Annotated in this window: 11 protein-coding genes; 4 read left to right on the top strand and 7 right to left on the bottom strand. The window is 69.7% G+C overall.

The genetic code is table 11. From position 1 onward, the window contains the following. Positions 1 to 16 precede the first annotated feature (16 nt). Entirely contained in the window at positions 17 to 283 is a 267-nt protein-coding gene (locus AB0H61_RS00915) for a hypothetical protein (protein ID WP_357297611.1), read from the top strand. Between the two features lie 138 nt (positions 284 to 421). On the opposite strand, the gene AB0H61_RS00910 is transcribed toward AB0H61_RS00915, so the two are convergent. The 6 genes from AB0H61_RS00910 to AB0H61_RS00885 form a co-directional block, all read right to left on the bottom strand. Beyond that, positions 422 to 1,723: an FAD-dependent oxidoreductase gene (locus AB0H61_RS00910; RefSeq protein WP_357297609.1), complete on the bottom strand. Its 1,302-nt coding sequence runs from the start codon at positions 1,721 to 1,723 to the stop codon at positions 422 to 424. Then, positions 1,720 to 8,154, bottom strand: coding sequence for an SDR family NAD(P)-dependent oxidoreductase (locus AB0H61_RS00905; RefSeq protein WP_357297607.1), 6,435 nt, complete (start codon positions 8,152 to 8,154; stop codon positions 1,720 to 1,722). Before AB0H61_RS00905 ends, AB0H61_RS00910 begins: the two co-directional genes overlap by 4 nt. Continuing rightward, entirely contained in the window at positions 8,151 to 13,580 is a 5,430-nt protein-coding gene (locus AB0H61_RS00900; protein ID WP_357297604.1) for a type I polyketide synthase, read from the bottom strand. Before AB0H61_RS00900 ends, AB0H61_RS00905 begins: the two co-directional genes overlap by 4 nt. Then, positions 13,573 to 15,828 (bottom strand): AMP-binding protein, encoded by a 2,256-nt coding sequence (locus tag AB0H61_RS00895; protein WP_357297602.1) that lies wholly within the window; start codon positions 15,826 to 15,828, stop codon positions 13,573 to 13,575. Before AB0H61_RS00895 ends, AB0H61_RS00900 begins: the two co-directional genes overlap by 8 nt. A gap of 45 nt (positions 15,829 to 15,873) precedes the next feature. Continuing rightward, entirely contained in the window at positions 15,874 to 16,704 is an 831-nt protein-coding gene (locus tag AB0H61_RS00890; protein ID WP_357297600.1) for a menaquinone biosynthesis protein, read from the bottom strand. 140 nt (positions 16,705 to 16,844) lie between these two features. Continuing rightward, a complete protein-coding gene (locus AB0H61_RS00885) occupies positions 16,845 to 17,483 on the bottom strand; it encodes a TetR/AcrR family transcriptional regulator (RefSeq protein WP_357297598.1) in 639 nt (212 codons plus the stop codon). A gap of 240 nt (positions 17,484 to 17,723) precedes the next feature. Here AB0H61_RS00885 and AB0H61_RS00880 point away from each other — a divergent pair, with 240 nt between their 5' ends. From AB0H61_RS00880 to AB0H61_RS00870, 3 genes are all read left to right on the top strand, one after another. Further along, positions 17,724 to 19,172 (top strand): DHA2 family efflux MFS transporter permease subunit, encoded by a 1,449-nt coding sequence (locus tag AB0H61_RS00880; protein WP_357297596.1) that lies wholly within the window; start codon positions 17,724 to 17,726, stop codon positions 19,170 to 19,172. Between the two features lie 555 nt (positions 19,173 to 19,727). Next, complete coding sequence (locus AB0H61_RS00875; protein WP_357299772.1) at positions 19,728 to 21,686, top strand: LuxR C-terminal-related transcriptional regulator; 1,959 nt, start codon at positions 19,728 to 19,730, stop codon at positions 21,684 to 21,686. A gap of 17 nt (positions 21,687 to 21,703) precedes the next feature. After that, a complete protein-coding gene (locus tag AB0H61_RS00870; RefSeq protein ID WP_357297594.1) occupies positions 21,704 to 22,459 on the top strand; it encodes an alpha/beta fold hydrolase in 756 nt (251 codons plus the stop codon). Here AB0H61_RS00870 and AB0H61_RS00865 read toward each other — a convergent pair. Continuing rightward, on the bottom strand, positions 22,403 to 22,666 hold the full coding sequence (locus tag AB0H61_RS00865; RefSeq protein ID WP_357297592.1) for a hypothetical protein: 264 nt from the start codon (positions 22,664 to 22,666) through the stop codon (positions 22,403 to 22,405). The two genes, AB0H61_RS00870 and AB0H61_RS00865, sit on opposite strands and share 57 nt — an antisense overlap. Positions 22,667 to 22,676 lie beyond the last annotated feature (10 nt).

Genomic DNA, 22,676 nt, shown 5'->3' with positions numbered 1-22,676 from the left:
TTACGGCATATCGGCGATGGCGAAATTCACGATTCTCGTCAGCATCGGAGAACTGGCCCGCACCGCGGCGACCAGCTCGCAGGAGGCCCGGCGCGAGCAGATGCGATCCCTGGTCGGTTCATCCGGCTGGCCGCACGGCGGATTGCTGATCACCAGCGTCGACGCCGAATCCGGGGAATCAAGGGTCTGGACCGCCGCCGACGGAATTCCCGCTTATCTGGCGGTGGCGGCCAGCACCGCTGTTCCCGGACAGTGGTACCCGAAACCTCCACGCGCACTGTGACAATCAGCCGTGACCCCGACACCGTCGCGGTATTCGGTCCGAACCTCGAGGACGCGGCCGGTGGAAAACCTGTTTCGATGCCGGGCTCCGGCAAGCAGGTGAAGTCGCCGACACCGTCGGTGCCGCCTGGTCCGACATTCAGCGGTCGGGGACGTAGGCACCTTGTCTGCGGAGCTCGTCCTGGACGATTTTCGGGTCGGGTACCTCACGATGTTCGGTGTAGAGGGCGGCGCCGATGCCCGCGGCCTGGCCGGTGGCGAAGGCGGTGCCCATGACGCGGAGGGAGGCCCCGGCGAGGCGGTCGCCGTCCAGGGTGCGGCCCGCGGCGAAGAGGTTGGGGGTGTCGATGCTGCACAGGGTGCGCCAGGGGATGTCGTAATGGCCGTTGTCGGCAATGAATTGCCATTGGGGGGTGATGCCGGGGCCCGGGTGATACTCGACCGGCCACGCTCCGAGACCGATGACGTCCTCGCAGTGGGCGCCGGTGAGAGCCTCCACACCCGAGAGTTGGTAGCGGCCGATGATGTGGCGGGACTCCCGGGTGCCGATTTCCGGCCCGGTGGTGACGATGTAGGCGTCGGCGCAGCCGGGGATGGTCCGCAATGCGAGCAGATAATCGCGGGCGCGTGTACGCGAATCAGCTTGGGCCCTGGTCATTTGGGCGGCATCGCGGGCGTCGTAACCGGCGTCGACGACATAGGTGATGACGTCGCCGGAGATCGGGAGGCGGGCGACGAGGCCGCGTTCGGCGAGCAGGGGCGCGCCCTGCTGTTTGGCGGTGACGATGGCGGCGGCGAGGGTATCCCTGGTGACTTCCGCATGCGGGGAGATTCCGCCGAACCGGACGCCGAGGGTGCCGTTCTGGATCTGGCCGTCATTGCCGTAGCGCACGGCGGCGCCGGCGAAGGTCGCGAGGTCGGCTTCGCCGGTGGCGTCGACGAAGGCGCGGGCGCGAATCTCGTGCAGGCCTTGATGATCGGCGACGCGCAGTGATTCGATGACGCCATCCGGGCGGTACGCGCCGACCAGTTGGCTGTCGAGCCGGACCGCGACGCCCGCGTCGAGGCAGACCTCGTCCAAGACGTGTTTGACCGCCTCGGGATCGAAAACCACTGCCACCGAGGTGAATCGGATCGGTTCGGTGACCGCGCCGAGGGCACGTAGCCGCGCGAGAACGTCCTCGGCGACCCCGTAGACGACCTGGCGCGGCGGGTCCTCACGGGTGTATATCCCGCAATAGGTCAGCACATTGCGGAGGGTGGCGGCTCCGCCGAGGCAGGGACCCCGCTCGATCAGGAGGGTTTCGGCGCCCGCCCGGCGGGCGCCGACGGCAGCGGCGACACCCGCCGAACCTCCGCCGACGACTACGACGTCGTACTGCGAAGTGCTGGTCACGGCCGCGATGTCGCCGGTGTGCGGCCGGTTTCCGTTGCCCGTCATGCGGGCAGTCCGTCTGATCGGCGGTCGATGAGGTCGAATATCTCGTCGTCCCCGGCGATTTCGATGAGATCGACGGTGGTGTCGGAACGGTGGTCGTTACCGTCCAGGCGATGCAGCGCGGCGGTGAGGCGTGCGCGCAGTTCGTCGCGTTCGGTGCGGGACGGGCCCGCCGCGAGCACGGCGTCGAGTGCGCGTTCCATGCCGGTCACGAGTTCGGCGGCGCTCTGTTCGGGCGGGCTCAGTGTGTCCCGCAGGTGATCGGCGAGTGCGGCCGGGGTCGGGTAGTCGAAGATCACGGTGGGGGACAGGGTGACTCCGGTAGATCGTTTCAGATGGTTGCGCAGTTCCACGATGGTGAGCGAGTCGAAACCCATATCGGCGAAGCGTTTGTCGTGGTCGAAGGCGCCGTCGCCGGTGTCGAGTACCGCGGCGACGTGTTGGGCGAGCAGATCGAGCAGCAGCCGTCGCTGCTCGGTGGCGGTCTGACCGGTGAGCGTGGTGGTCAGGGTCGCGGGCTCGGCCCCGGTGCCCGCGGCGGCGGTGCGCCGGGCACGGACCAGCGCGCGCATCAGGGCGGGCGGGTCAGCGGCCCCCGCCGCGGCGAGATCGATGCGTACCGGTACCAGGTACGGGGCGCTCGTGGCGAGCGCGCTGTCGAACATGGCCAGGGCCCGTTCCGGTTCCAGGGCAAGGAATCCACTGCGGTTCATGCGGGCGGTGTCGCGGGCGCTGAGTTTGCCGCTGACCGCGCTGGCCGGAGCCCACAGGCCCCAGGCCAGCGCGGTGGCGGGCAATGCGTGTGCCCGGCGATGCTGGGCGAGCGCGTCCAGGAACGCGTTGGCCGCCGCGTAATTCGCCTGTCCGGGGGTGCCGAGGGTGCCCGCCGCGGAGGAAAACAACACGAACGCGGCGAGATCCAGATCCGCGGTGAGTTCGTGCAGATGCCAGGCGGCGTCCACCTTCGCGGGGAGGACCCGCTCGAGGTGGCCGGTGGTCTGTGCCTCGAAGACGGCGTCGTCCGCGATGCCCGCCGCGTGCATGACCGCGGTGAGCGGGTGTTCGGGATCGATACCGCCCAGCAGTCCGGTCAGCGCGTCCCGGTCGGCGGTATCGCAGGATTCGATCCGCACCTGCGCGCCGAGTTCGGTGAGCTCGCCTGCCAACTCGAGGGCCCCGGGTGCGTCCGGACCCTGTCTGCTCGTGAGCAGGAGGTGACGGACGCCGTGCTCGGTGACGAGGTGCCGGGCCAGCAGGCCACCGATCATGCCGGAACCGCCGGTGATCAGGACCGTGCCGTCGAGCGCGGGTGGGACGGTCAGCACCACCTTGCCGATATGGCGGGCCTGGCTCACATATCGGAGCGCGGGTACCGCTTCGCGCACATCCCAGGTCGTCACCGGCGGTGGGATGAGGACACCGTCGGCGAAGAGCCGCACCAGTTCGGTGAGCATCTCCCGGATTCGTTCCGGATCCAGATCGGTCAGGAGGAAGCCGTCGTAGGTGACACCCGGATAGCGCGCGGCGATCTCGCCCGGATCGCGCACATCGGTCAGCCCCATCTCCACGAACCGGCCACCCCTGGGCAGCAGGCGCAGTGAGGCGTCCACGAAATCACCTGCGAGCGAGTCCAATACGACATCCATGCCACGACCGTCGGTGGCCAGCGCGAACTCCGATTCGAACTCCAGTGTGCGGGAGTTCGCGATGTGGACCTCGTCCAACCCGAATTCCCGCAGCACCGGCCATTTCGCCGGGCTGGCCGTCGCGTAGATTTCGGCGCCCCAGTGCCGAGCCAATTGCAATGCGGCGGTGCCGACACCGCCCGTGGCGGCGTGGATCAGCACCGATTCACCGGACCGCAGACCGACCAGATCGGCGAGCGCGTAGTAGGCGGTGAGGAACACCACGGGGACCGCGGCGGCCTGCGCGAAGGACCAGCCGATCGGGATGGGGGCGACCAGTCGGTGATCGGTCACCACGGTCGAGCCGATGCCGTCGAACAGACCCATCACCCGGTCACCCGGCGCGAAGTCGTCGACCCCTGGCCCTACCTCGAGTACGACGCCCGCACCTTCGCCGCCGAGGACGGCGTCCGGGTTGGGGTACATGCCGAGACCGATGAGCACATCGCGGAAGTTCACGCCCGCCGCGCGCATGCGCACGCGAATCTCGCCGGGCCGCAACGTGATCGGTGCGGGGCCGTCCTGTAGAGCGATGGTATCCAAGGTGCCCTTGTCCCGTACGACCAGACGCCAGGTGGCGCCACGGAGCGGATCGGGTGCCGCGGTAGGTATTTCGGTTCGAACCAGCCGAGGCGCGTGGAACTGTCCGTCGCGCAGCGCGAGCTGCGGTTCGTCGATTTCCAGTGCGCGGATCACGCTGTCGGACAAGATATCCGGAGCATTATCGATGGCCTTCGGGTCGAGATCGAGTAGGACGAGCCGCCCCGGGTTCTCGGCCTGGGCACTGCGCAGGAGTCCCCATACCGCCGCTCCCACCGGATCCGGTGCCTGTGTGGCCGCGTCCACCGTGACGGCGCCCCGCGTGAGCACCACGATCGGAGCGGTGGATGCGCCGCCGAGCAGACGTTGAGTACCGCGCAGGACGCGGTCGAGCTCCGCGCGCACCACGGCGGGCAGAGCGTCGATCTCCGTGGAATCGTCGGTAGCGGCGGACCCGGGAAAGAATGCTCCAGCGGCGGGGAGGACGACCACGTCGGGCGTGTCCGAGCCGTCCACCCCGTCCCACCCGATCAGCGGCACGGGATTCGGCGCGCTGTCGGGCACCGGCACCCCGATCCAGTGCACCGCGTAGAGCGGCTCGGATCGATGGGCCACCGGTCCGAGGGTCCCCTCCGGAAGATCGCGCAACTCCAGCGCCTCGACGGCGGCGACCGGCGCACCTGTCGGGTCGGTGATTGTCAGGGCCGGTCGTCCGCCTGCCGCATCGGTGATCCGCACCCGCAATTCGGTGGCGCCGATCGCGGACAGCGAGACACCGTGCCATGCGAAAGGCAGTCGCGGTGGGCTGGAGGCCGCGGCGTCGGCCGCCATCGCGTGCAACGCCGCATCGAATAGCGCCGGATGGACACGGTAACCGGTGACGTCGAGATCCTCGGGTAGCCGGACCCGGGCGAGCAGGTCGGTGCCATGCCGCCAGACCTCGCGCAGGCCGCGGAAGGCGGGACCGTAGTGGAAGCCGAGTTCGTCCAACTGCCGGTAGATTTCATCGGCGTCGAGCGGTGTGGCGCCCGCGGGCGGCCACAACTGCGACGGTTCGGCGTCGACCGGCCGCCCGGGGCCCAAGGTTCCGGTGGCGTGCCTGGTCCACGGCCCGTGTTCCGGTCGCGAATGGATGGCTATCGAGCAGCCGCCGTCCGGATCGCGCGCACCGAGGGTGACCCGGACATCCACCGCATCGTCGACCAGCACCAGCGGCGCGGTCAGGGTGAGCTCCTCGATACGCTCGCAGCCGAGTTCCTCACCCGCTCGCAATGCGAACTCGATGAAAACCGTCGCGGGCACCAGTACCCGGTCGCCGATCGCGTGGTCGGCCAGCCAGGAGTGGGCGTGCCGGGACAGCCGCCCGGTGAGCAGGGTGGCGCCGTCCTCGGCCGATTCGATCACCGCACCCAGCAGCGGATGGTCCGCGTCGCGCAGACCCGCGCCCCGGACATCGCTGCGCTCGGCCGAGGCATCCAGCCAGAAGCGTTGCCGGGCGAACGGATATGTCGGCAGGTCGATCTGCTGGGTGTCGGTGAATATCGACGCCCAGTTCACCGCCGAACCCGCGGCGAAGGCCGTACTCGCGGCGGCGAGCACCGCCTCCGGCTCGTCCCGCTTCGGCCGCAGTGCCGGGACGACGGTGACCGCGTCGTCGTCGAGACCGTCGGTGGCCAATGCCGTCAGCGTGGCGCCCGGACCGGCCTCGAGGAATACGCTGACCCGCCCCTCGGTGCGCAGCCACCGCACGCCGTCGGCGAACCGCACCGGTTCGGCCACATGCCGCACCCAGTAGTCGGGAGAGCGCAATTCGTCGGGGTCGGCGAGGCGGCCGGAGAGATTGGACACGATCGCAATGGTCGGCCGCTGATAGCGCAATCCCCGGCAGACGGCGGCGAATTCGTCGAGCATCGGCCGCATGAGCGGGGAGTGGAAGGCATGGCTCACCCGCAACCGTCGCGCGGCGTAGCCACGGGCGAGGGCGGCATCGGCGATCTCGTCGATATCGGCCTCGGCGCCGGAGACCACCACCGCGGCCGGACCGTTCACCGCCGCGATGGCGACCCGTCCGTTACGCCCCGCGAGCAGCGCGGCGACGGCATTCTCGTCCGCGCTGACCGCGACCATCGCGCCACCGGGCGGTAGCGCCTGCATGAGCTTGCCGCGCGCCGCGACCAAGGTGGTCGCGTCGGCCAGTGACCACACCCCGGCCAGATATGCGGCCGTGACTTCGCCGATGGAATGGCCGATCAGGAAATCCGGTGCCATACCCCAGGATTCGAGCAGCCGATAGACGGCCACCTCGAGCGCGAACAGTGCGGCCTGGGTCCACGCGGTCCGGTCGAGCAGCGTCGATTCCGGGGAACCGGGTTCGGCGAAGGCGATCTCGCGCAATGGCCGTTCGAGTCGGCGGTCCAGCTGCGCGCAGACTTCGTCGAAGGCGGCGGCGAAGGCCGGGTAGGTCCGGTACAGGGTGGCGCCGACACCCGCGTACTGGGCGCCCTGCCCGGGAAAGAGGAAAGCGGTCCTGGTGCGCGCACCGGCGACACCGCGACAGACACCCGACGCGGAGCCGTTATCGGCGAGCACCTTCAGCTGTGCCAGCAGTTCGTCCCGATCGCGGCCGAAAACCACGGCCCGATGCGCGAATCGAGCGCGCGACGTGGCGAGCGTACCGCCGACATCCACCGCCGAATCCGTCTCCCGCGTGGTGAGATGCTCCGCCAGGCGCGCGGCCTGCTCGGTCAGCGCCGCATCGGTGGTGGCCGAGAGCACCCACGGAATGATCGGCGGTGCAGTTGATTTCCGTACCTGCGGCGCGGGGGCCTCGGGCAGTTCCAGGATGATGTGCGCATTCGTCCCGCTGATGCCGAACGAGGATACGGCGGCCCGGCGCGGTCCACCGGTGCGCGGCCACGGCTGTGCCTCGGTCACCAGCCGAATCGGACCCGCGGACCAATCCACATGCGGCGAGGGTTCCTCGGCGTACAGCGTCGGCGGCACCAGCCCGTGCTCCATGGCGAGTACGGTCTTGATCACACCGGCCACCCCGGCCGCCGCCTGGGTATGCCCCACATTGGATTTCACCGAACCGAGCCACAGCGGGCGCTCGCGCCCCTGGCCGTAGGTGTCGAGCAGCGCCTGGATCTCCACCGGATCACCGAGCCGGGTTCCGGTGCCGTGCCCCTCGACCACGTCGATATCGCCGGGCCGCAGACCCGCGGCCGCCAGCGCCTGCCGGATCACCCGCTGCTGGGCCGGACCGTTCGGCGCGGTCAATCCGTTCGACGCGCCGTCCTGATTCACCGCCGACCCGCGCAGCACCGCCAGCACCCGCCGTCCGAGTCGGCGTGCCTCCGAAAGCCGTTGCACCACAAGTACGCCGACGCCCTCGGACCAGCCGGTGCCGTCGGCGCCCGCGCCGAACGCCTTGCAGCGGCCGTCCGGGGCCAGCCCACCCTGTCGCGCGAACTCCGCGAAGACCTTCGGCGTCGACATCACCGTGACGCCACCGACCAGCGCCAGCGAACATTCACCCTGACGCAGTGCCTGTGCGGCCAAATGCAATGCCACCAGCGAGGAGGAGCACGCGGTGTCGATTGTGACGGCGGGCCCTTGCAATCCGAGCGCGTAGGCGACCCGGCCGGAGACCACACTGGCCAAGCTGCCGGTGCGCAGGTGCCCCTCCACCCGCTTCGGCACCGTGGGCAGCCGATCGGCGTAATCGTGGTACATCACGCCCGCGTAGACGGCGGTGTCGGTGCCGCGCAGCGTAACCGGGTCGATATTGGCCCGCTCCAGTGCCTCCCAGGACGCCTCGAGTAGCACCCGCTGCTGCGGATCCATCGCGAGCGCCTCGCGCGGCGAGATGCCGAAGAACTCCGGGTCGAATTCCAGTGCGCCGCGCAGGAATCCGCCGCGACGCGGATAGTCCCCCTGGTGGGCGCGATCGTCGGGGTCCCAGCCGCGGTCCGCAGGGAAATCGGAGATGCCCTCGCCGCCCGCGGCGAGGAACTCCCACCACTGCTCGGGGTTCTCGACGCCACCGGGGAATCGGCAGCTCATGCCGACGATCGCCACCGGTTCATCGAGCCGGGCGGTGAGCCGGGCGTTCTCCTCGCGCAACCGTTTCCGGTCCTGGCGCAGCTGTTCCTGTTCGAGCAGCGAGCGCCGCAGCGCCTCGACGAGCTCGTCGTTCGGGTTCGTCACGCCTGCCCCTGGTCGCCGTTTTTCCAGAAGTCGTGTCCGTCGGTCCAGAATTCGGTGTCGTCCTCACGCCCGCCACCGCTGGCCATCCGGATCAGTTCGTCCGCGCTCATGGACCGGATGGCATCGGAACCCGATGCCGCGGCGCCATTTCCGTTCGCCCCCGGTGCGGCCGTACCGACCAGCACGTCGGTGGCCTCCGGGTCCTGTGCCAGCCGCAGCAGCGCATCGAGCACTCCGCTGTCGCGCAGGCGGTGGATCGGGATGGCGGCCACCGCCGCCCGTGCGGCCGCGGCTTCGGTTTCCGAGGCGCTGTTCGCCAGCAACTGCGCGTGCAGGTGGGCGGCGAGCGCACCGGGTGTCGGATGGTCGAAGACGAGGGTCGCGGGCAGACGCAGATCGGTTGCGGCGGTGAGTTTGCCGCGCAATTCCATACCGGTCAGCGAATCGAAGCCGAGCTCACGGAAGGTGCGGTCGGTATCGAGCGTTTCTTCGGTGTGACCGAGGACGGAGGCGACCTGGGTGTTGACCAGATCGTGCACCAGTTCGCGCCGACCGGCCGCGTCGAGCGTGGCGAAACGAGCCAGCAACGACGAGGTTTCGTTCCCGGTGTCCGACACTTCGGTGGCGCGGGCGCGGGCCGGACGGCTGAGCCCGCGCAGCGGGGCGGGGGAGTCGGTGGCGCTGAGCCGGGACCGGTCCAGCGACACCAGGCTCAGCAGCGCGGCATCGGTGGCGCAGGCCGCGTCGAACAGGGCGAGCCCCGCGTCCGCGCTCAGCGGAAGGATTCCGCTGCGCGCGATGCGAGCGTGATCGGCCGCGTCCAGGTGTCCGCTGACGCCTGTCGCGGGCTCCCACATACCCCAGGCCAATGCGACCGCCGGGCGTCCCTGGGCGCGACGCAGCTGTGCCAGCGCATCCAGCGTCGCGTTGGCCGCCGCGTAATTCGCCTGTCCCGCCGCGCCGAAAACCCCGGCGACCGAGGAGAACAGCACGAACGCCGTGAGATCCAGCTCCGCGGTCAGCTCGTGCAGATTCCACGCGCCGTCCAGCTTGGGCCGCAGCACCCGTTCGAACTGTTCCTCGGTCAGCTTTTCCACCAGTCCGTCGTCCACCACACCCGCGGCATGGATCACCGCGGTGAGCGGATGCTCGGCCGGAACCGTTGTCAGGGCGAGGGCCAGCGCGTCCCGATCGGCGATATCGCAGGCCGCGGTGGTGACCCGCGCACCGAGTTCGGTGAGTTCGGCTGTCTCGATCGGTCCTCGGCTCAGCAGCAGCAGATGCCGGACCCCGTGCTGGGTGACCAGATGCCGGGCCAGTAGCCCGGCCAGGACTCCACCCGCACCGGTGATGAGCACCGTCCCGTTCGGATCCCACTGCGGTGGGTTCGGATTCGGCTCGGCAGGCACCAGTCGCGGCACGCTCGCGGTGCCGGCCCGCACCGCGACCTGGGGTTCGCCCGGCGGCAGCACACCGTGCGGGCTGCCGTCGGTATCCAGCAGCAGCAGACGGCCGGGGTGCTCGGCCTGGGCGGAACGCACCAGGCCCCAGACCGCGGCGGCCGCCGGATCGATGCCTGGGTCGGCGGCGGTGACGGCGAGTGCGCGCCGGGTCCGCACCATGAGGGTGCCCGCATCCTCGTCGGCGAGCCACTCCCGTATCCGATTCACTGTCGCGGCCAGTGCGGTCCGTACGCCGGCCGGGGTCGGCTCGACCACCGGCACGTCGAATCGGATGGGGTCGGCCGCGAACCGGTCGGCCGGACGGTGTTCGGCGGCGGGTCGCAGCCAGTCGAGCCGATACATACCGTCCGGACCGCCGCCGGCGGCCCGCAGTGCCGCGGCCTCGACCGGGCGCAGGATCAGCGACGATACGGTCAGCACCGGTCGCCCCGCGGTATCCACCAGACTGATGGCGGCCTCGTCGGGGCCGGTCGGAGTCAGCTGCGCGCGGACCGGACCCAGCGCCGGGCCGTACAGGGTGACGCCCCGCCAGGCGAACGGCAGCCGCGCCGGGCCGGAACCCAACGGCGCCAACGGGTGCAGCGCGGCATCGAGCAGCGCGGGGTGGACGCCGAATCCGGAGGCGTCGACGCCCTGCGGCAGCGCCACCTCGACGAAGAACTCGTCGTCGCGATGCGCGAGGGCCCGCATGCCGCGGAAGGCGGGTCCGTAGCCGTAGCCCGCCGCGTCGAGCAGTCGATAGCGTTCGTCGACGTCCACCCCGGTGGCATCCGAAGGCGCCACGCCCGCGGGCACGGCGGCCGAATCGTCGGCGGGCACCTCGGTGACGACGGCCTCCGCGTGCCGTGTCCACGCCGCGGTGTCGTGGCCGTCGACGCGGGAGTGGATGACGAGCGCTCGGGCCCCGTTCGCGTCGGCCGGTTCGAGCATCACCTGTAGCGTCACCGCGCTATCGGCCGGGAGGACCAGCGGTGCCAGCAGGGTCAGCTCGGCCAGGTGGCGCAACCCCGCGTGCGCACCCGCCGCCAGCGCGAGTTCCAGGAACGCGGTACCGGGCAGCAGCGTGGTGCCGTGCACCACGTGGTCGGAGGCCCACCCGCCGGTGTGACGGGATAGCCTGCCGGAGAACAGGATTGCCCCGTCGGCGGTCTCCAGCGCGGTATCGAACAGCGGATGTCCGGTGTGGCCGGTGCTCGGCGCGGTGGCGGCGGCGGTACCCGCGTCGAGCCAGTAGCGGCGGCGTTGGAAGGCATAGGTCGGCAGCGGGACGTGTCGCGCGGCCGGTGCCGGATACCAGTCGATGGGCGTGCCCGCCGTATGCGCGGTCGCCAGGGCGGCGACCACCGCGGTCGGCTCGTCCAGGCGCTTCGGCAGCGCCGTCGCGGTGGTGACGTTATCGCTGTCGGACAGCGCCTCGCGGGTCAGCGCGGTGAGCGTGCTGCCCGGTCCGAGCTCGAGGAAGACCCCGACCCCGTGCCGGTCGTGCAGCGCGCGGACCCCGGCGTGGAACCGCACCGTCTCCCGCACATGGCGCACCCAGTACTCCGGCGTGCGGAGTTGGTCCGGATCCGCCAGTTCCCCGGTCAGATTCGACACGATCGGCAGCGTCGGAGCGTGATATTCCAGACCCGCGCACACCTCGGCGAAATCGGAGAGCATCGGCGTCATCAGCGGCGAATGGAACGCGTGCCCGACGCGGAGTCGAATGGTTTTGCGCCCGAGCCGATCCAAGGTGGCGGCGAGTTCGGTCACCGCGGCGTCGGCGCCCGAGACCACCACCGCGGCAGCCCCGTTCACCGCGGCGACCGCCGCGACCTGCTCGCGGCCGACCAGCAGCGGCGTCACCTTGTGCTCGGCCGCCGCGACCGCGATCATCGCACCCTGTCCCGGCAGGGCGCCCATGAGCTGTCCCCGGGCCGCGACCAGGGTTGCCGCATCGGCCAGACTCCACACCCCGGCCAGATAGGCCGCGGTGATCTCACCGAGCGAATGACCGATGAGGAAATCGGGCCGCAGCCCGAAGGATTCGGCAAGCCGGTACAGCGCGACCTCGACCGCGAACAGCGCGGCCTGGGTATAGGCGGTGTGCTCGAGCAATTCCGCGTTCGCTGTGCCCGCCTCGGCGAAGATCACCTCGGCCAGCGGCGGCCCGTCGAGCCGGACGTCGAGTTCAGCGCAGACCTCGTCGAAGGCGCCGGCGTACACCGGGTACGCGGCGTGCAGTTCCCGGCCCATCGCCAGCCGTTGTGCGCCCTGACCGGGGAACAGCACCGCGGTGCGGGTGTCCGCCGCCCGCGCATGGCCGCGCACGGCGGTGCCCGATGCCTCGCCCTCGGCGAGAAGATCAAGCGCGGCAAGCAGTTCGAAACGATCCCGCCCGAATACCACGGCGCGGTGCGGGAACAGCGCCCTGGTCGACGCCAGCGCCGCGCCGACCGGTATCGGCGCGAGATCCGGTGTCGCGCGGACATGCCGGGCCAGCGCCGTGGCCTGCGCGGTGAGCGCGGCGTCGGTCCGGGCCGACAGAGTCCAAGCCGTCACGGGGAACGCCGGCGGCGGCGTATCACGCTCGGGTCCGGGCATATCCGGCGCCTGCTCCAGGATGACGTGCGCATTGGTGCCGCTGATGCCGAACGACGAGACACCCGCGCGGCGCGGGCGGCCGGTGGCGGGCCACTCGTGGGACTCGGTGGCGACCCGGACCGCGCCCGAGGACCAATCCACGTGCGGCGTCGGCGCGTCGACATGCACGGTCGGCGGCACCGTCGCGTGCCGCAGCGCCATCACGGCCTTGATGACGCCCGCGACGCCCGCCGCGCCCTGGGTATGGCCGAGATTGGATTTCACCGAACCGAGCCACACCGGATCGCCGGTGCGGCCCGCGAACACCTCGAGCAGCGCGCGTGCCTCGATCGGGTCGCCGAGAGTGGTTCCGGTGCCGTGGCCGTCGACCATATCGATCTCGTCCGGATGCAGTCCGGCGGTGGCGAGCGCATGGCGGATCACCCGCTGCTGCGCCGCCCCGTCCGGCACGGTGAGCCCGGCCGACGCGCCGTCGGAGTTGACCGCCGACCCGCGCAGCAGCGCGAGCACCCGGTGGCCGTGGCGTTGGGCCTGCGAAAGCCGTTCCAGTACAAGCACTCCGACACCCTCGGAGAACCCGGTCCCGTCCGCGGCGGCCGCGTAGGACTTACAGCGACCGTCCGTGGCCAGTCCGCGCTGCCTGCTGAATTCGATGAACGAGGCGGGCGTCGACATCACCGTCACCCCGCCCGCCACGGCCAGCCCGCAGTCGCCGGCGCGCAGGCCCTGCACCGCCTGGTGCAGGGCGACCAGGGAAGACGAGCAGGCGGTATCCACGGTGAGCACCGGACCCGTGAAGCCGAAGCTGTAGGCGATCCGGCCGGAGAGCACCCCGGCCGCACTGCCGGTGCCTAGGTGCGCCTCCAACTCGCCGGGCACGCTGCGCAGCCGGGCCGCGTAGTCGTGGTACATGGCGCCGACGAAGACGCCGGAATCGCTGTCGCGCAGGGTGTTCGGGTCGATACCCGCATCCTCGAAGGCTGCCCAGGTCACCTCGAGGAGCAGGCGCTGCTGCGGATCCATGGCCAGCGCCTCGCGCGGTGAGACACCGAAGAAGTCCGCGTCGAAATCGAAGGCGTCACGCAGGAATCCGCCCGATTCGGCGGTAATCGTGCCAGGGGCATCGGGATCGGTGTCGAGCAGCGTCTCCGGATGCCAGCCGCGGTCGTCGGGGAATCCGGAGACGACGTCACCGCCCGCGGCGACGAGGTCCCAGAGTTGTTGCGGCGACGCGATACCGCCGGGAAAGCGGCAGCCGATGCCGACGATGGCGATGGGCTCGGTGCGCGCGGATTCGAGCTCGCGCAATTGCGCGCGGGTGTCGAGCAGCGCCGCGGTGGCCCGCTTGAGGTAGCTGCGGAACTTGGTCTCATCAGTCACGGGTGTACTCCTGCCAGGCCGGAGCGGTGCGGACGCGGGCCGGATCCAATTCCGCGTCGAGCAGTTCGAACAGTTCGTCATCGGTGGTGCTGTCGACCGAGTGCGGTACGACCGGTGCGGTATCGGCACCCTCCGCGGCCAGCCGGTTGAGCGAGCCGCGCAGGCGCGCCTGCAGTTCGGCGCGGGTGGCACCCTGCGGGGGGTCGGCGACCAGCGCCCGCTCCAGTTCGGCGAGCCGGTCCAGCGCCAGGGCCTCGACCGGTTCGGTGAGCACCCGGGTGCGCAGGTGATGCACCAGGGCGCCGACGGTCGCGTGATCGAAGAGCATGGTGCTGGGCAGATTTCGGCGCAGCGCCGCGCCGAGCTGTTTGGCCAGCTCGACCGCTGCCAGTGAGCCGAGACCGAGATCGCTGAGCCGGTCGTCGGGATTGAGCACGGCGGGCGCGCCCCGGATGGTCCGGGCGATGGCCGTGGACACCATCTCGAAGACAATGCGGTGCTGGGCATCCGGCGCGAGTGTGGGCAGTTCGCGTAACCAGTCGGGGATCGGCTCCGCCTGCACCGTGGATTCGGTGGGCGGGACATATGCGGTCCGCTCGATGATCGGGGCGGCCACGGTGTTCACGGTGGCCGGATCCGTTGCGGCGGTATCGGATCGGAAGTAGTCCTCGGCGCCCGCGGCGAGTGCGCCGCGGATGCCGACCTTGTCGATCTTGCCCATGGCGTTGCGGGGAATCCGGTCGGCGAGCACCACCTGTGTCGGCAGCTTGTAGCGGGCCAGTTCGGTATCGGCGAAGCGACGAACCTCGGCCAGACTCGGCGTGACGCCGGGCCGGCAACTCAGCACCGCCACCACGCTTTCCCCCTCGTGCGGATCGGGCACCCCGACCACGGCCACGTCGGCGACGCCGGGGAAGCGCGCGAGCACCTGCTCGACTTCGGCGGAGTACACGTTATCGCCGCCCACGATGATCATGTCCTTGCGCCGGTCGACCAGATACAGGCAACCGTCCCGATCGAGGTGGCCGATATCGCCGGTGTGGAACCAGCCGTCGGCGTCGAATGCGGCCGCGGTGGCATCGGGGTTGTTCCAATATCCGTCGGTCATGGTCGGCGCCCGCAGGCACACCTCGCCGCGCTCGCCGGGCTGGAGCAGATGGCGCCCGGTGGCCGGATCGATCAGCCGGATCTCGGTGAACGGCAACGGCAATCCGGCCGACCCGGGATTCTCGCCGGTCCGCTCGGCGGGCAGACAGGAGGCGAACAGCGTCTCGGTCAGGCCGTAGGCCTGCTGGAGCGCGATGCCCCGGTCCAGATACTGGCTGATCAACTGCGCGGTGGCTGGTGCGCCCGCCACCACCGCGGTGCGCAGCGCGGACAGATCCGCGCCGGGGAAGTCGGCCAGTCCGGCCACCGCGGCATACATGGCGGGCACCGCGAACACCGTGCTGATCCGGTAGCCGACCAGATCGGCCAGCATCTGCTCGGCCGTGAAACCACGGCGCAGCACCACCGTGCCGCCGCGCAGCAGGGTGCGCAGTACGAAACAGCCGAAGGGCGCGGTGTGGAACAGCGGCGCGACGACCAGCGTGACATCGCTCGGCGCCGCGGGGGCGACCAGATCCATATTGACGCAGTTCCACCACAGATTGCCGTGTGTGAGGGCCACGCCCTTCGGGCGGCCGGTGGTGCCGGAGGTGTAGGCCAGCATGGCGAGCCGGTCCTCGTCGGCGCGCACCGCGGGCGGGCCGAGGCGATCACCTTCGGGCAGCGCGGGCAATGTCGACCAGGGCGCGTCCGGCTCGTCCACGGTGACCGCGGGATCGCCGTGCACCAGTAGTAGGCCGGGAGTCGCCGCGGCGCCCGCGACCGCCTGCTCGGTGACCTCGCGGTGCCCGGGTTCCACGATCAGCGTGTGCGGTGCGCAATCATCGAGGATGACTGCGATTTCCGGCGCGGTGAGCCGGGAATTCACCGGGACGAACACCGCGCCGAGGCGGGCGGTGGCCAAATAGGTGGCCAGAAAGGTGACGCTGTTGCCGCCCAGGTATCCGATCCGGTCACCCGGCCCGGCCCCTCGGCTCACCAGCACCTGCGCCAGTTGCCGGGCGTGATCGGCGAGTACGAGGTAGCTGTACGTGCCGCCCTCGTATACCACGGCGATCCGTTTGCCCGAGTGTCTGGCGAGCGCGTCGATGCGTGCCGCCGGGTTCAGATCCGCGGTCCGCGGTGGTCCGGTCGGTGACATGGCTTCCTCCCAATACCTCTGTGGTGCGGCGTATGTCGATGTGGATCAGGCGGTGTCGAGCAGCCTGGTGCGCACATCGGGCGGAAATCCCGCCCGTGCCCCGCCGACGCGGGCCGCGAATTCGGCGATTCCCGCCTGCTGACGGACGCCTAGGCTGAAGTCGAGAGCCGTTGTGTAGTAATGGCGCAACGTCTCGGTGTCGAAGCCGGCCCACTGGGCGATGCGGGCGCACAGCTGGTCCATCTCACTGGTAGCCAGATCGCGGGCGGCGAGCAGGTCCGCGTGTACCTGGCGCACGATCTCGGGTTCGCGTTCCACGAATTCGCGTCGGGCCGCCAATACCGCGAAGACGAACGGGAAACCCGTCCACTCCCGCCACATCTGGCCGAGATCGTGCACGGTCAGGCCGAGCGACGGTGCGTCGAAGACCGCGACCCGCAGCGCCGCATCGCCGATGAGCACCGCGGCGGGCGCGGTGGCCAGCATGGCCTTCGGCTCCGGACCGCTGACGAAGTAGCGCGGCTCGACCCCGACGAAATCCGAAAGCAGTAGCTGCGCAAGGCGAACGGAGGTGCGGCTGTGCGAGCTGAGGCCGATCGGCGCGCCGTCGAGTTCCTCCAGCGGTACCCGGCTGACGAGCAGACAGGACATCACCGGGCCGTCGCAGCCGATCGCGATATCGGGCAGCATGACCAGTTCGTCGGCGTGGCCGAGGAATTCCATCAGGCTGATCGGGCCGATATCGATCTGACCGGAAGTCAGTGCGTCACTGAGATTTTCGGGGGTGTCCCGGACCAGATCCAGATCGATCAGGCTGCCGGTGCGGGCCAACCCCCACAGGATCGGCAGATAGTTCAGGAACTCGATATGGCCCACCCGGGGCCTGCGCCGCCTCGACGGCCCGCGAGGTGACGGTCGGACGACCGGGGGGTGACCGGAGACTGAGCGCATAGGCTCACTGTCGAGCAGACCCCGGCACTGCGGAAACCCCTACGAGTCCCCTAGGGGAGCCGAAATCACTGCGCCGAGGCGGGAATTCGGCTGGAATCAGTGGCGTGCTCACGCAACAGACGCAGCATCGCGACCCGGGCCCGGTCGAAGACGGTGGCATCGCCGAGCAGCGCCATATCCGCGGTGGCGCTGCGCTCGATGGCCGCCAGCTCGAACGCCAGCTGCGCGGGATCGGTCTCGGCGGTGATCTCGCCGAGCTGCTGCGCCTCGATGATCGTCTGCCGATGGAACTCGTGCCACTGCTGCCAGACCGAGACGATCGCGTCGTGTACGCGGCCGGGGCGGGAGTCGAATTCCGAACCCACGGACAGGAAGAAGCAGCCGCCGCCGGAGTGGAGGTCCTTACTGGTGTGCTCCAGCCATGCGGTGCACAGCGTCCACAGTCTGCCGATGCCCGAGGGCATGCGCAGTGCGGGTCCGATCACCTCGGCGATGAAGGAGGTCTTCGCCTCCTCGACGGCGGCCAGCTGGAGTTCCTCTTTGGAACCGAAGAGGCCGAAGACGCCGCTCTTGCTGGCGCCGAGTGAGGTCGCGAGCCGGCCGATGGTGAGGCGGTCGAGTCCCTCCACCGCCCCGACTTCGACGGCTTCGCGCAGAATCGCTCGGCGGGTGTCCCGGGCTCGGCCCTGGCGGGGTTCGGTCATCGCCTGCGCTCCTTCGCGATCAATTGTGACACTTACTATGTTAGCCGTACGACCGTTCGTAGAGCTGCACAGCCCCGGGAAACGGGTATGGCGGCGTCGTCTGGCGGAGGTCGGTTCCACTCGCCTTGACCAATGCGAACGTTCGTGCGTTAATTGGTCCGCACGAACGTTCGGTTAATCCCAGAGTGAGGGGTCTACGATGCGCGATTCCGTGGTCCGTGGCGAAGAGAGGGGTGGGCAATGAGCGACAGCGTCACGACAGCAGCACCGACCGGTGTAGAACCGAAGCGGGTACTGCTCGTCACCGCGGTGGCCACGTTCGTGGCGTTCCTCGATATGTCGGTGGTGAACGTCGCGTTCCCCGATATGGCCACCAGCTTCGAAGAGACGAATCTGGCGACGTTGTCCTGGGTCGTCAGCGGGTACGGCCTGTTCTTCGCGGCCGTGCTGACACCCGTCGGGCGCTATGCCGACGTATTCGGCCGCCGGACGGTATTCCTGTGGTCGCTGCTCGGGTTCACCATCGCTTCGGCGCTGTGCACCTTCGCGCCGACCGTCGAATTCCTGATCGGGGCGCGAGCGCTACAGGGCATCGCGGCGGGCGGCATGATCCCGGCGGCCCTCGGCCTGGTGCTCGGCGCCTTCCCCGCGGAGCGCCGGATCGGCGCGGTGGCGGCCTGGGCCGCGGCGAGTTCGGCGGCGGCGGCCTTCGGTCCGGCGCTGGGTGGTTTCCTGGTCTGGGCCTGGGACTGGCGCGCGGTCTTCCTGATCAACGTGCCGATCGGCCTGCTCGCCTTCGCGCTGGGACGGTCCTGGCTGCCCGAGATCAAGCTCCCGGTCCGGCAGCGGCCCGATCCGGTGGGCGCGGTGCTGGTCGCGGTCGGCGTCGGCGGGATCGTCGTCGGTCTGACGCAGGGTAATGAATGGGGTTGGACCAGCGTGGGCTTCCTCGGCTCGACGATCGGCGGCATTGTGCTGCTGGCCGTGGGCATCGGACGCTCGGTCCGGCATCCGGTGCCGACCTTCGAGGTGGGTCTGTGGAAGGACCGTAAATTCGCCTCGGCCAGCGCGGTGTCGTTCTTCTTCAGCCTGGTCATGTTCGCGTGGCTGCTGGCCTGCCCGCTGTACACGATCGTGGTGTGGGACTACTCCATCTGGCTCGCCGGCCTGGTGAACTCGCCCGGTGCGTTCACCGCGGCCATCGGCGCGGCGATTGTCGGCAAGTCCAAGAACCCGGATATCCAGCGGATCGCCACCATCGTGGGTGTCGCGATCTTCTCGCTCTCGGCGATCTTGTTCGCGGTCCTGCTCGGGGAGGAATCCCGGTTCTGGGCGGTCTGGCTGCCGGTCGGCCTGCTCAGTGGGTTCTCCATCGGTCTGGTCATGACTGCCGTGGCCAGTGCCGCCGCGACGTCGGTGCCGCCGGAGAAGTTCGCTTCCGGTTACGGCATGAGCCTCACAGCTCGGCAGATGGGTGGTGCGCTTGGTATCGCGGCCTTCGCCGCGGTCACCGGGACGGTGACGACGGGCTGGGTCGACGGACTGCACGCGGTCTTCTGGTTCAGCGCGATCGCCGCGATTCCCGCCGCGCTGACCGCGTTGCTGATGACCTCGCCCGCCTCGTCCACCCCGGCCGGTGCGCCGACCGCGTCACCGGTGTCCGCCCCGGCGGCCGCCGAAGGGGTCTGACGAGCAACGCCGCGGCAATAACAGAATATCTTCTGGGGCGCTCGTCGAATAATTCCTGGACGGCCCGGGGGAATATGAGGAATAGGGGAGTATCGATTCGTCGATACTCCCCTCCGGCGTGTCCGGATTTCGGCTGTCTGCGCACTCTGGCTAATTGTCGAATGCTTGCCGGTCAATTGTGTTGTGCACCACATATATTGGTGTACGTGTCGGGTTGCTGCGGTCGGTGCCACGGTTATGATGGCGAGAGGTGGGACGACGATGTCCGGGGCTGCCATTTCCTGCCCGGGCGCGGCATGCGGTGTTGCGCTGGATTAAACGAGGTGCGCTGTGAGTGCCGTAGAAAAGTGGTCGCAAGCTGCGGCGGAAGTATCGGAATATTTCCGCGATACGGATATTGCAAGTACAGATGAAATTGCTCCGAAAACAATAACTATCGGTCGGTTTCATTCGAATGGTAATAACTCTGAATCTCCCGCTTGGACTGTTCGGTCTGCGCTGGCGTTTCTGAGCCGGGACGGTGCCGACCGACTACGCATCGCGCAGTTGCTGGCTGTGGTGGACCAGCCCACCGCGAGCCGGATTCTGGCCGAGGTGCTCGATATCAACCCGAAGCGGGTTCGGGCGGTTATTCAGGAATTCACCGAGGCGGGCCTGGTGGCCTACGCGCGCTTCCAACGGCGTGATGTTCGCGAGGCGGTGGTGCGGGAGACGCCATTGATGGTTCGCACCAGCATGCACCACCGGGTCGCGGGTGTGCTGCACGCGGGCGGCGCGCCCGCGATGCGGGTCGCCGACCATCTGGTGTCCGCCGGCGCGGCGCGCTTCTCGTGGTCGGTGTCGCTGCTCCGGGCAGCGGCGGGAGATGCGATCGCCGACGATCAGATCACTAGGGCGGTCGACTACCTCGAGCTCGGCTCCCGCCTCGCCGACGACGACGAGCGCGCCATCATCCTGACGACACTGGCGGTGGTGCGATGGCGGCTGAGCCCGTCGACATCGGGCCGCAGCTTCGGCCGGCTGATCGCGGCGTTGCGCGGCGGGCTGATCCCGACGCAGTGCGTGCCGATGGTGGCCAGATATCTGCTGTGGCACGGGCGCGCCGAAGAGGCCGCGGCGGCACTGGACCAACTCGACGCGGCCGCGGACCGTGGTGAACCGACCGGTCCGGCGCGGCTCGCGGCCATGAACGAATGGCTGGCGTGTAACTACCCGGGCGTGCTCGAGGGCCGCGCCGCCCCGGAGGTGGACCGCACGATCGTGCGCCCTGCGGCGCCCGCGGGCCGGACCGAGCCGGATGTCGAAGCGGCACGGTTGCTCACCGACGTCCTCACCAACGGGGCCAGCGCCGGTGCGGTCGCCTCCGCGCAGCGGATGCTGCGTGGCCACCGGCTCGACGACGGGACCTTCGGCGCGTTGCTGATCGCCCTGGACTGCCTGACCTACAGCGACGAACTGGAGATCGCGGCGTCCTGGTGCGAGGCGCTGGTGCTGGAGGCGGCCGCGCGGCGAGCGCCGACCTGGCAGTCCATCTTCGCGATCTGGCGGTCGGCGATGTCGGTTCGGGAGGGCAATCTGCATGCCGCCATCGATCGTGCATCCGGGGCGCTGGGGCGCATCAACAGCGAAAACCTGGGCACCTATACCGGATTGGCGGTAGCCACCCTCGTCGCCGCGACCACCGCGGCGGGCAGACATCGCGAGGCCGCCGCATATCTGGATCAGGCGCTGCCCGACAGCGTGCTCGAGTCCCGGATCGGTCTGCAGTTCCTGCACGCGCGAGGCCACTACCACCTGTCTGTCGGCGCGTACGACCAGGCATTGGACGATTTCTCCACCTGCGGCGAACGGATGCGGCGATGGAATATGGATATCCCGGGACTGGTGGCCTGGCGCAATGATCTCGCCGAGCTCTACCTGCGCGCTGGGGAGCCGCGCACGGCACGGCGCTGGGCAAGCGCGCACCTCGATCGGATCGGTGGCATCGACCGGCATCGCACCGCCGGGGTGTCGGTGCGGCTGATCGCGGCGGCCAGCCCGACGCTCGATCGGGTCGGTCTGCTGCGCCAATCGGTGTCCATCGCCAATGCGAGCGGTAACCAGCTGGAATTGGCCACGACGCTCGCCGCGCTGTCGGACGCGTATCACGCAGTGGGGGAACGTGATCGGGCGCGTGCGGCGAATCGGCGGGCGGCCAGGCTCGCGGAGCAGTGCGGCGCCGAACCGCTGCGCATCCGTTTGGCGGGCGCGCGCGGCGAGACGGCGCCCGCGCTCATCCCGAATGACCAACCGCTGCGGGCGCTCGATTCGCTGAGTCCGGCCGAGCTCAAGGTCGCCGGACTCGCCGCGGCGGGTCGGCGCAATCGGGATATCGCGAAGGAACTGCATATCACAACCAGCACCGTCGAACAGCATCTGACCCGCGTCTACCGGAAGCTGCGGATCGCCCGGCGGGCGGATCTGGTCGTCGTGCTGGCCGCCGGGGATCGCGCCTCGGTGCGGGAGGTGCGGTGAGCGAGCGAGGAACGGGCATGAGCGACAGGTGGATTCGGCGCGCGGTGCCACGCGCCGACCCTGCGGCACGGGTGATCTGCTTCCCGCACGCGGGCGGATCGGCCGACTACTTCACGCCGCTGGCGCGGGCGCTGCCGCCCGAGATCGAACTGCTGGCGGTACAGAATCCGGGCAGGCAGGAGCGCTATCGGGAGCCGCGCCTCGAGACGATCGCCGAGCTCGCGGCAGCGGCGCTGCCGAGCGTGACGCCGTGGCTGGATCGGCCGACGATCCTGTTCGGGCACAGCATGGGCGCGGTCCAGGTGTTCGAGCTCGCGCGGCGACTCACCGACGCCGCCGGGATCGTGCTGTTCGTCTCGGCGCGCCGGGCACCTTCCCGGGTCCGGGTCGAGACCGTGCACCAGCGGACGGATCGGGCCATTGTGGCCGAGATGAGGGCGCTCGGCGGCACCGATCTTCGGGTTTTCGACGATGAGGAGACCGCCGCGCTGTACCTGCCGGTGATCCGCAGTGACTATCGGGCGGTCGAAACATACCGGTGCGCGGCCGAGGTGACAGTGCACTATCCGATTACGGCACTGGTCGGCGACCGGGATCCGCGTGTCTCACTCGCCGATATCGAGGCGTGGCGCACGCATACCACCGCGGAGTTCGCGACCTGCGTACTGCGTGGCGGGCACTTCTACCTGGCCGACCAGATTCCCGCCGTCGCGGAATTACTTGCGGCGCAGTTGATCGAGGGCGAGTCCGAGCGGCTCGATCGCGGGGCGTGACCGGTTCCACCCGTCGGTGAGCGGTGTCGCGACGGCCGCGCGAGAAGGTACGGCGATCCCGCGGCCGACTCCGCGGCCGCGACGCGCCGACGCCGTGCCGTACAGCATGAAGTCGTACCACTCGAGGGTGGTGCCGACCAGGGTGGCCGCGGCCACCCTGCGATGTGCGGGCGGGGTGGCGGAGCGGGGTGGAGCCGTCGAGATCACTACTGTCCGT

The sequence above is a fragment of the Nocardia sp. NPDC050710 genome (genome assembly GCF_040654375.1).
Taxonomy (GTDB): Bacteria; Actinomycetota; Actinomycetes; order Mycobacteriales; family Mycobacteriaceae; genus Nocardia.
The sequence above is the reverse complement of the archived record's forward strand: the minus strand, read 5'-3'. Positions and strand labels throughout refer to the sequence as shown.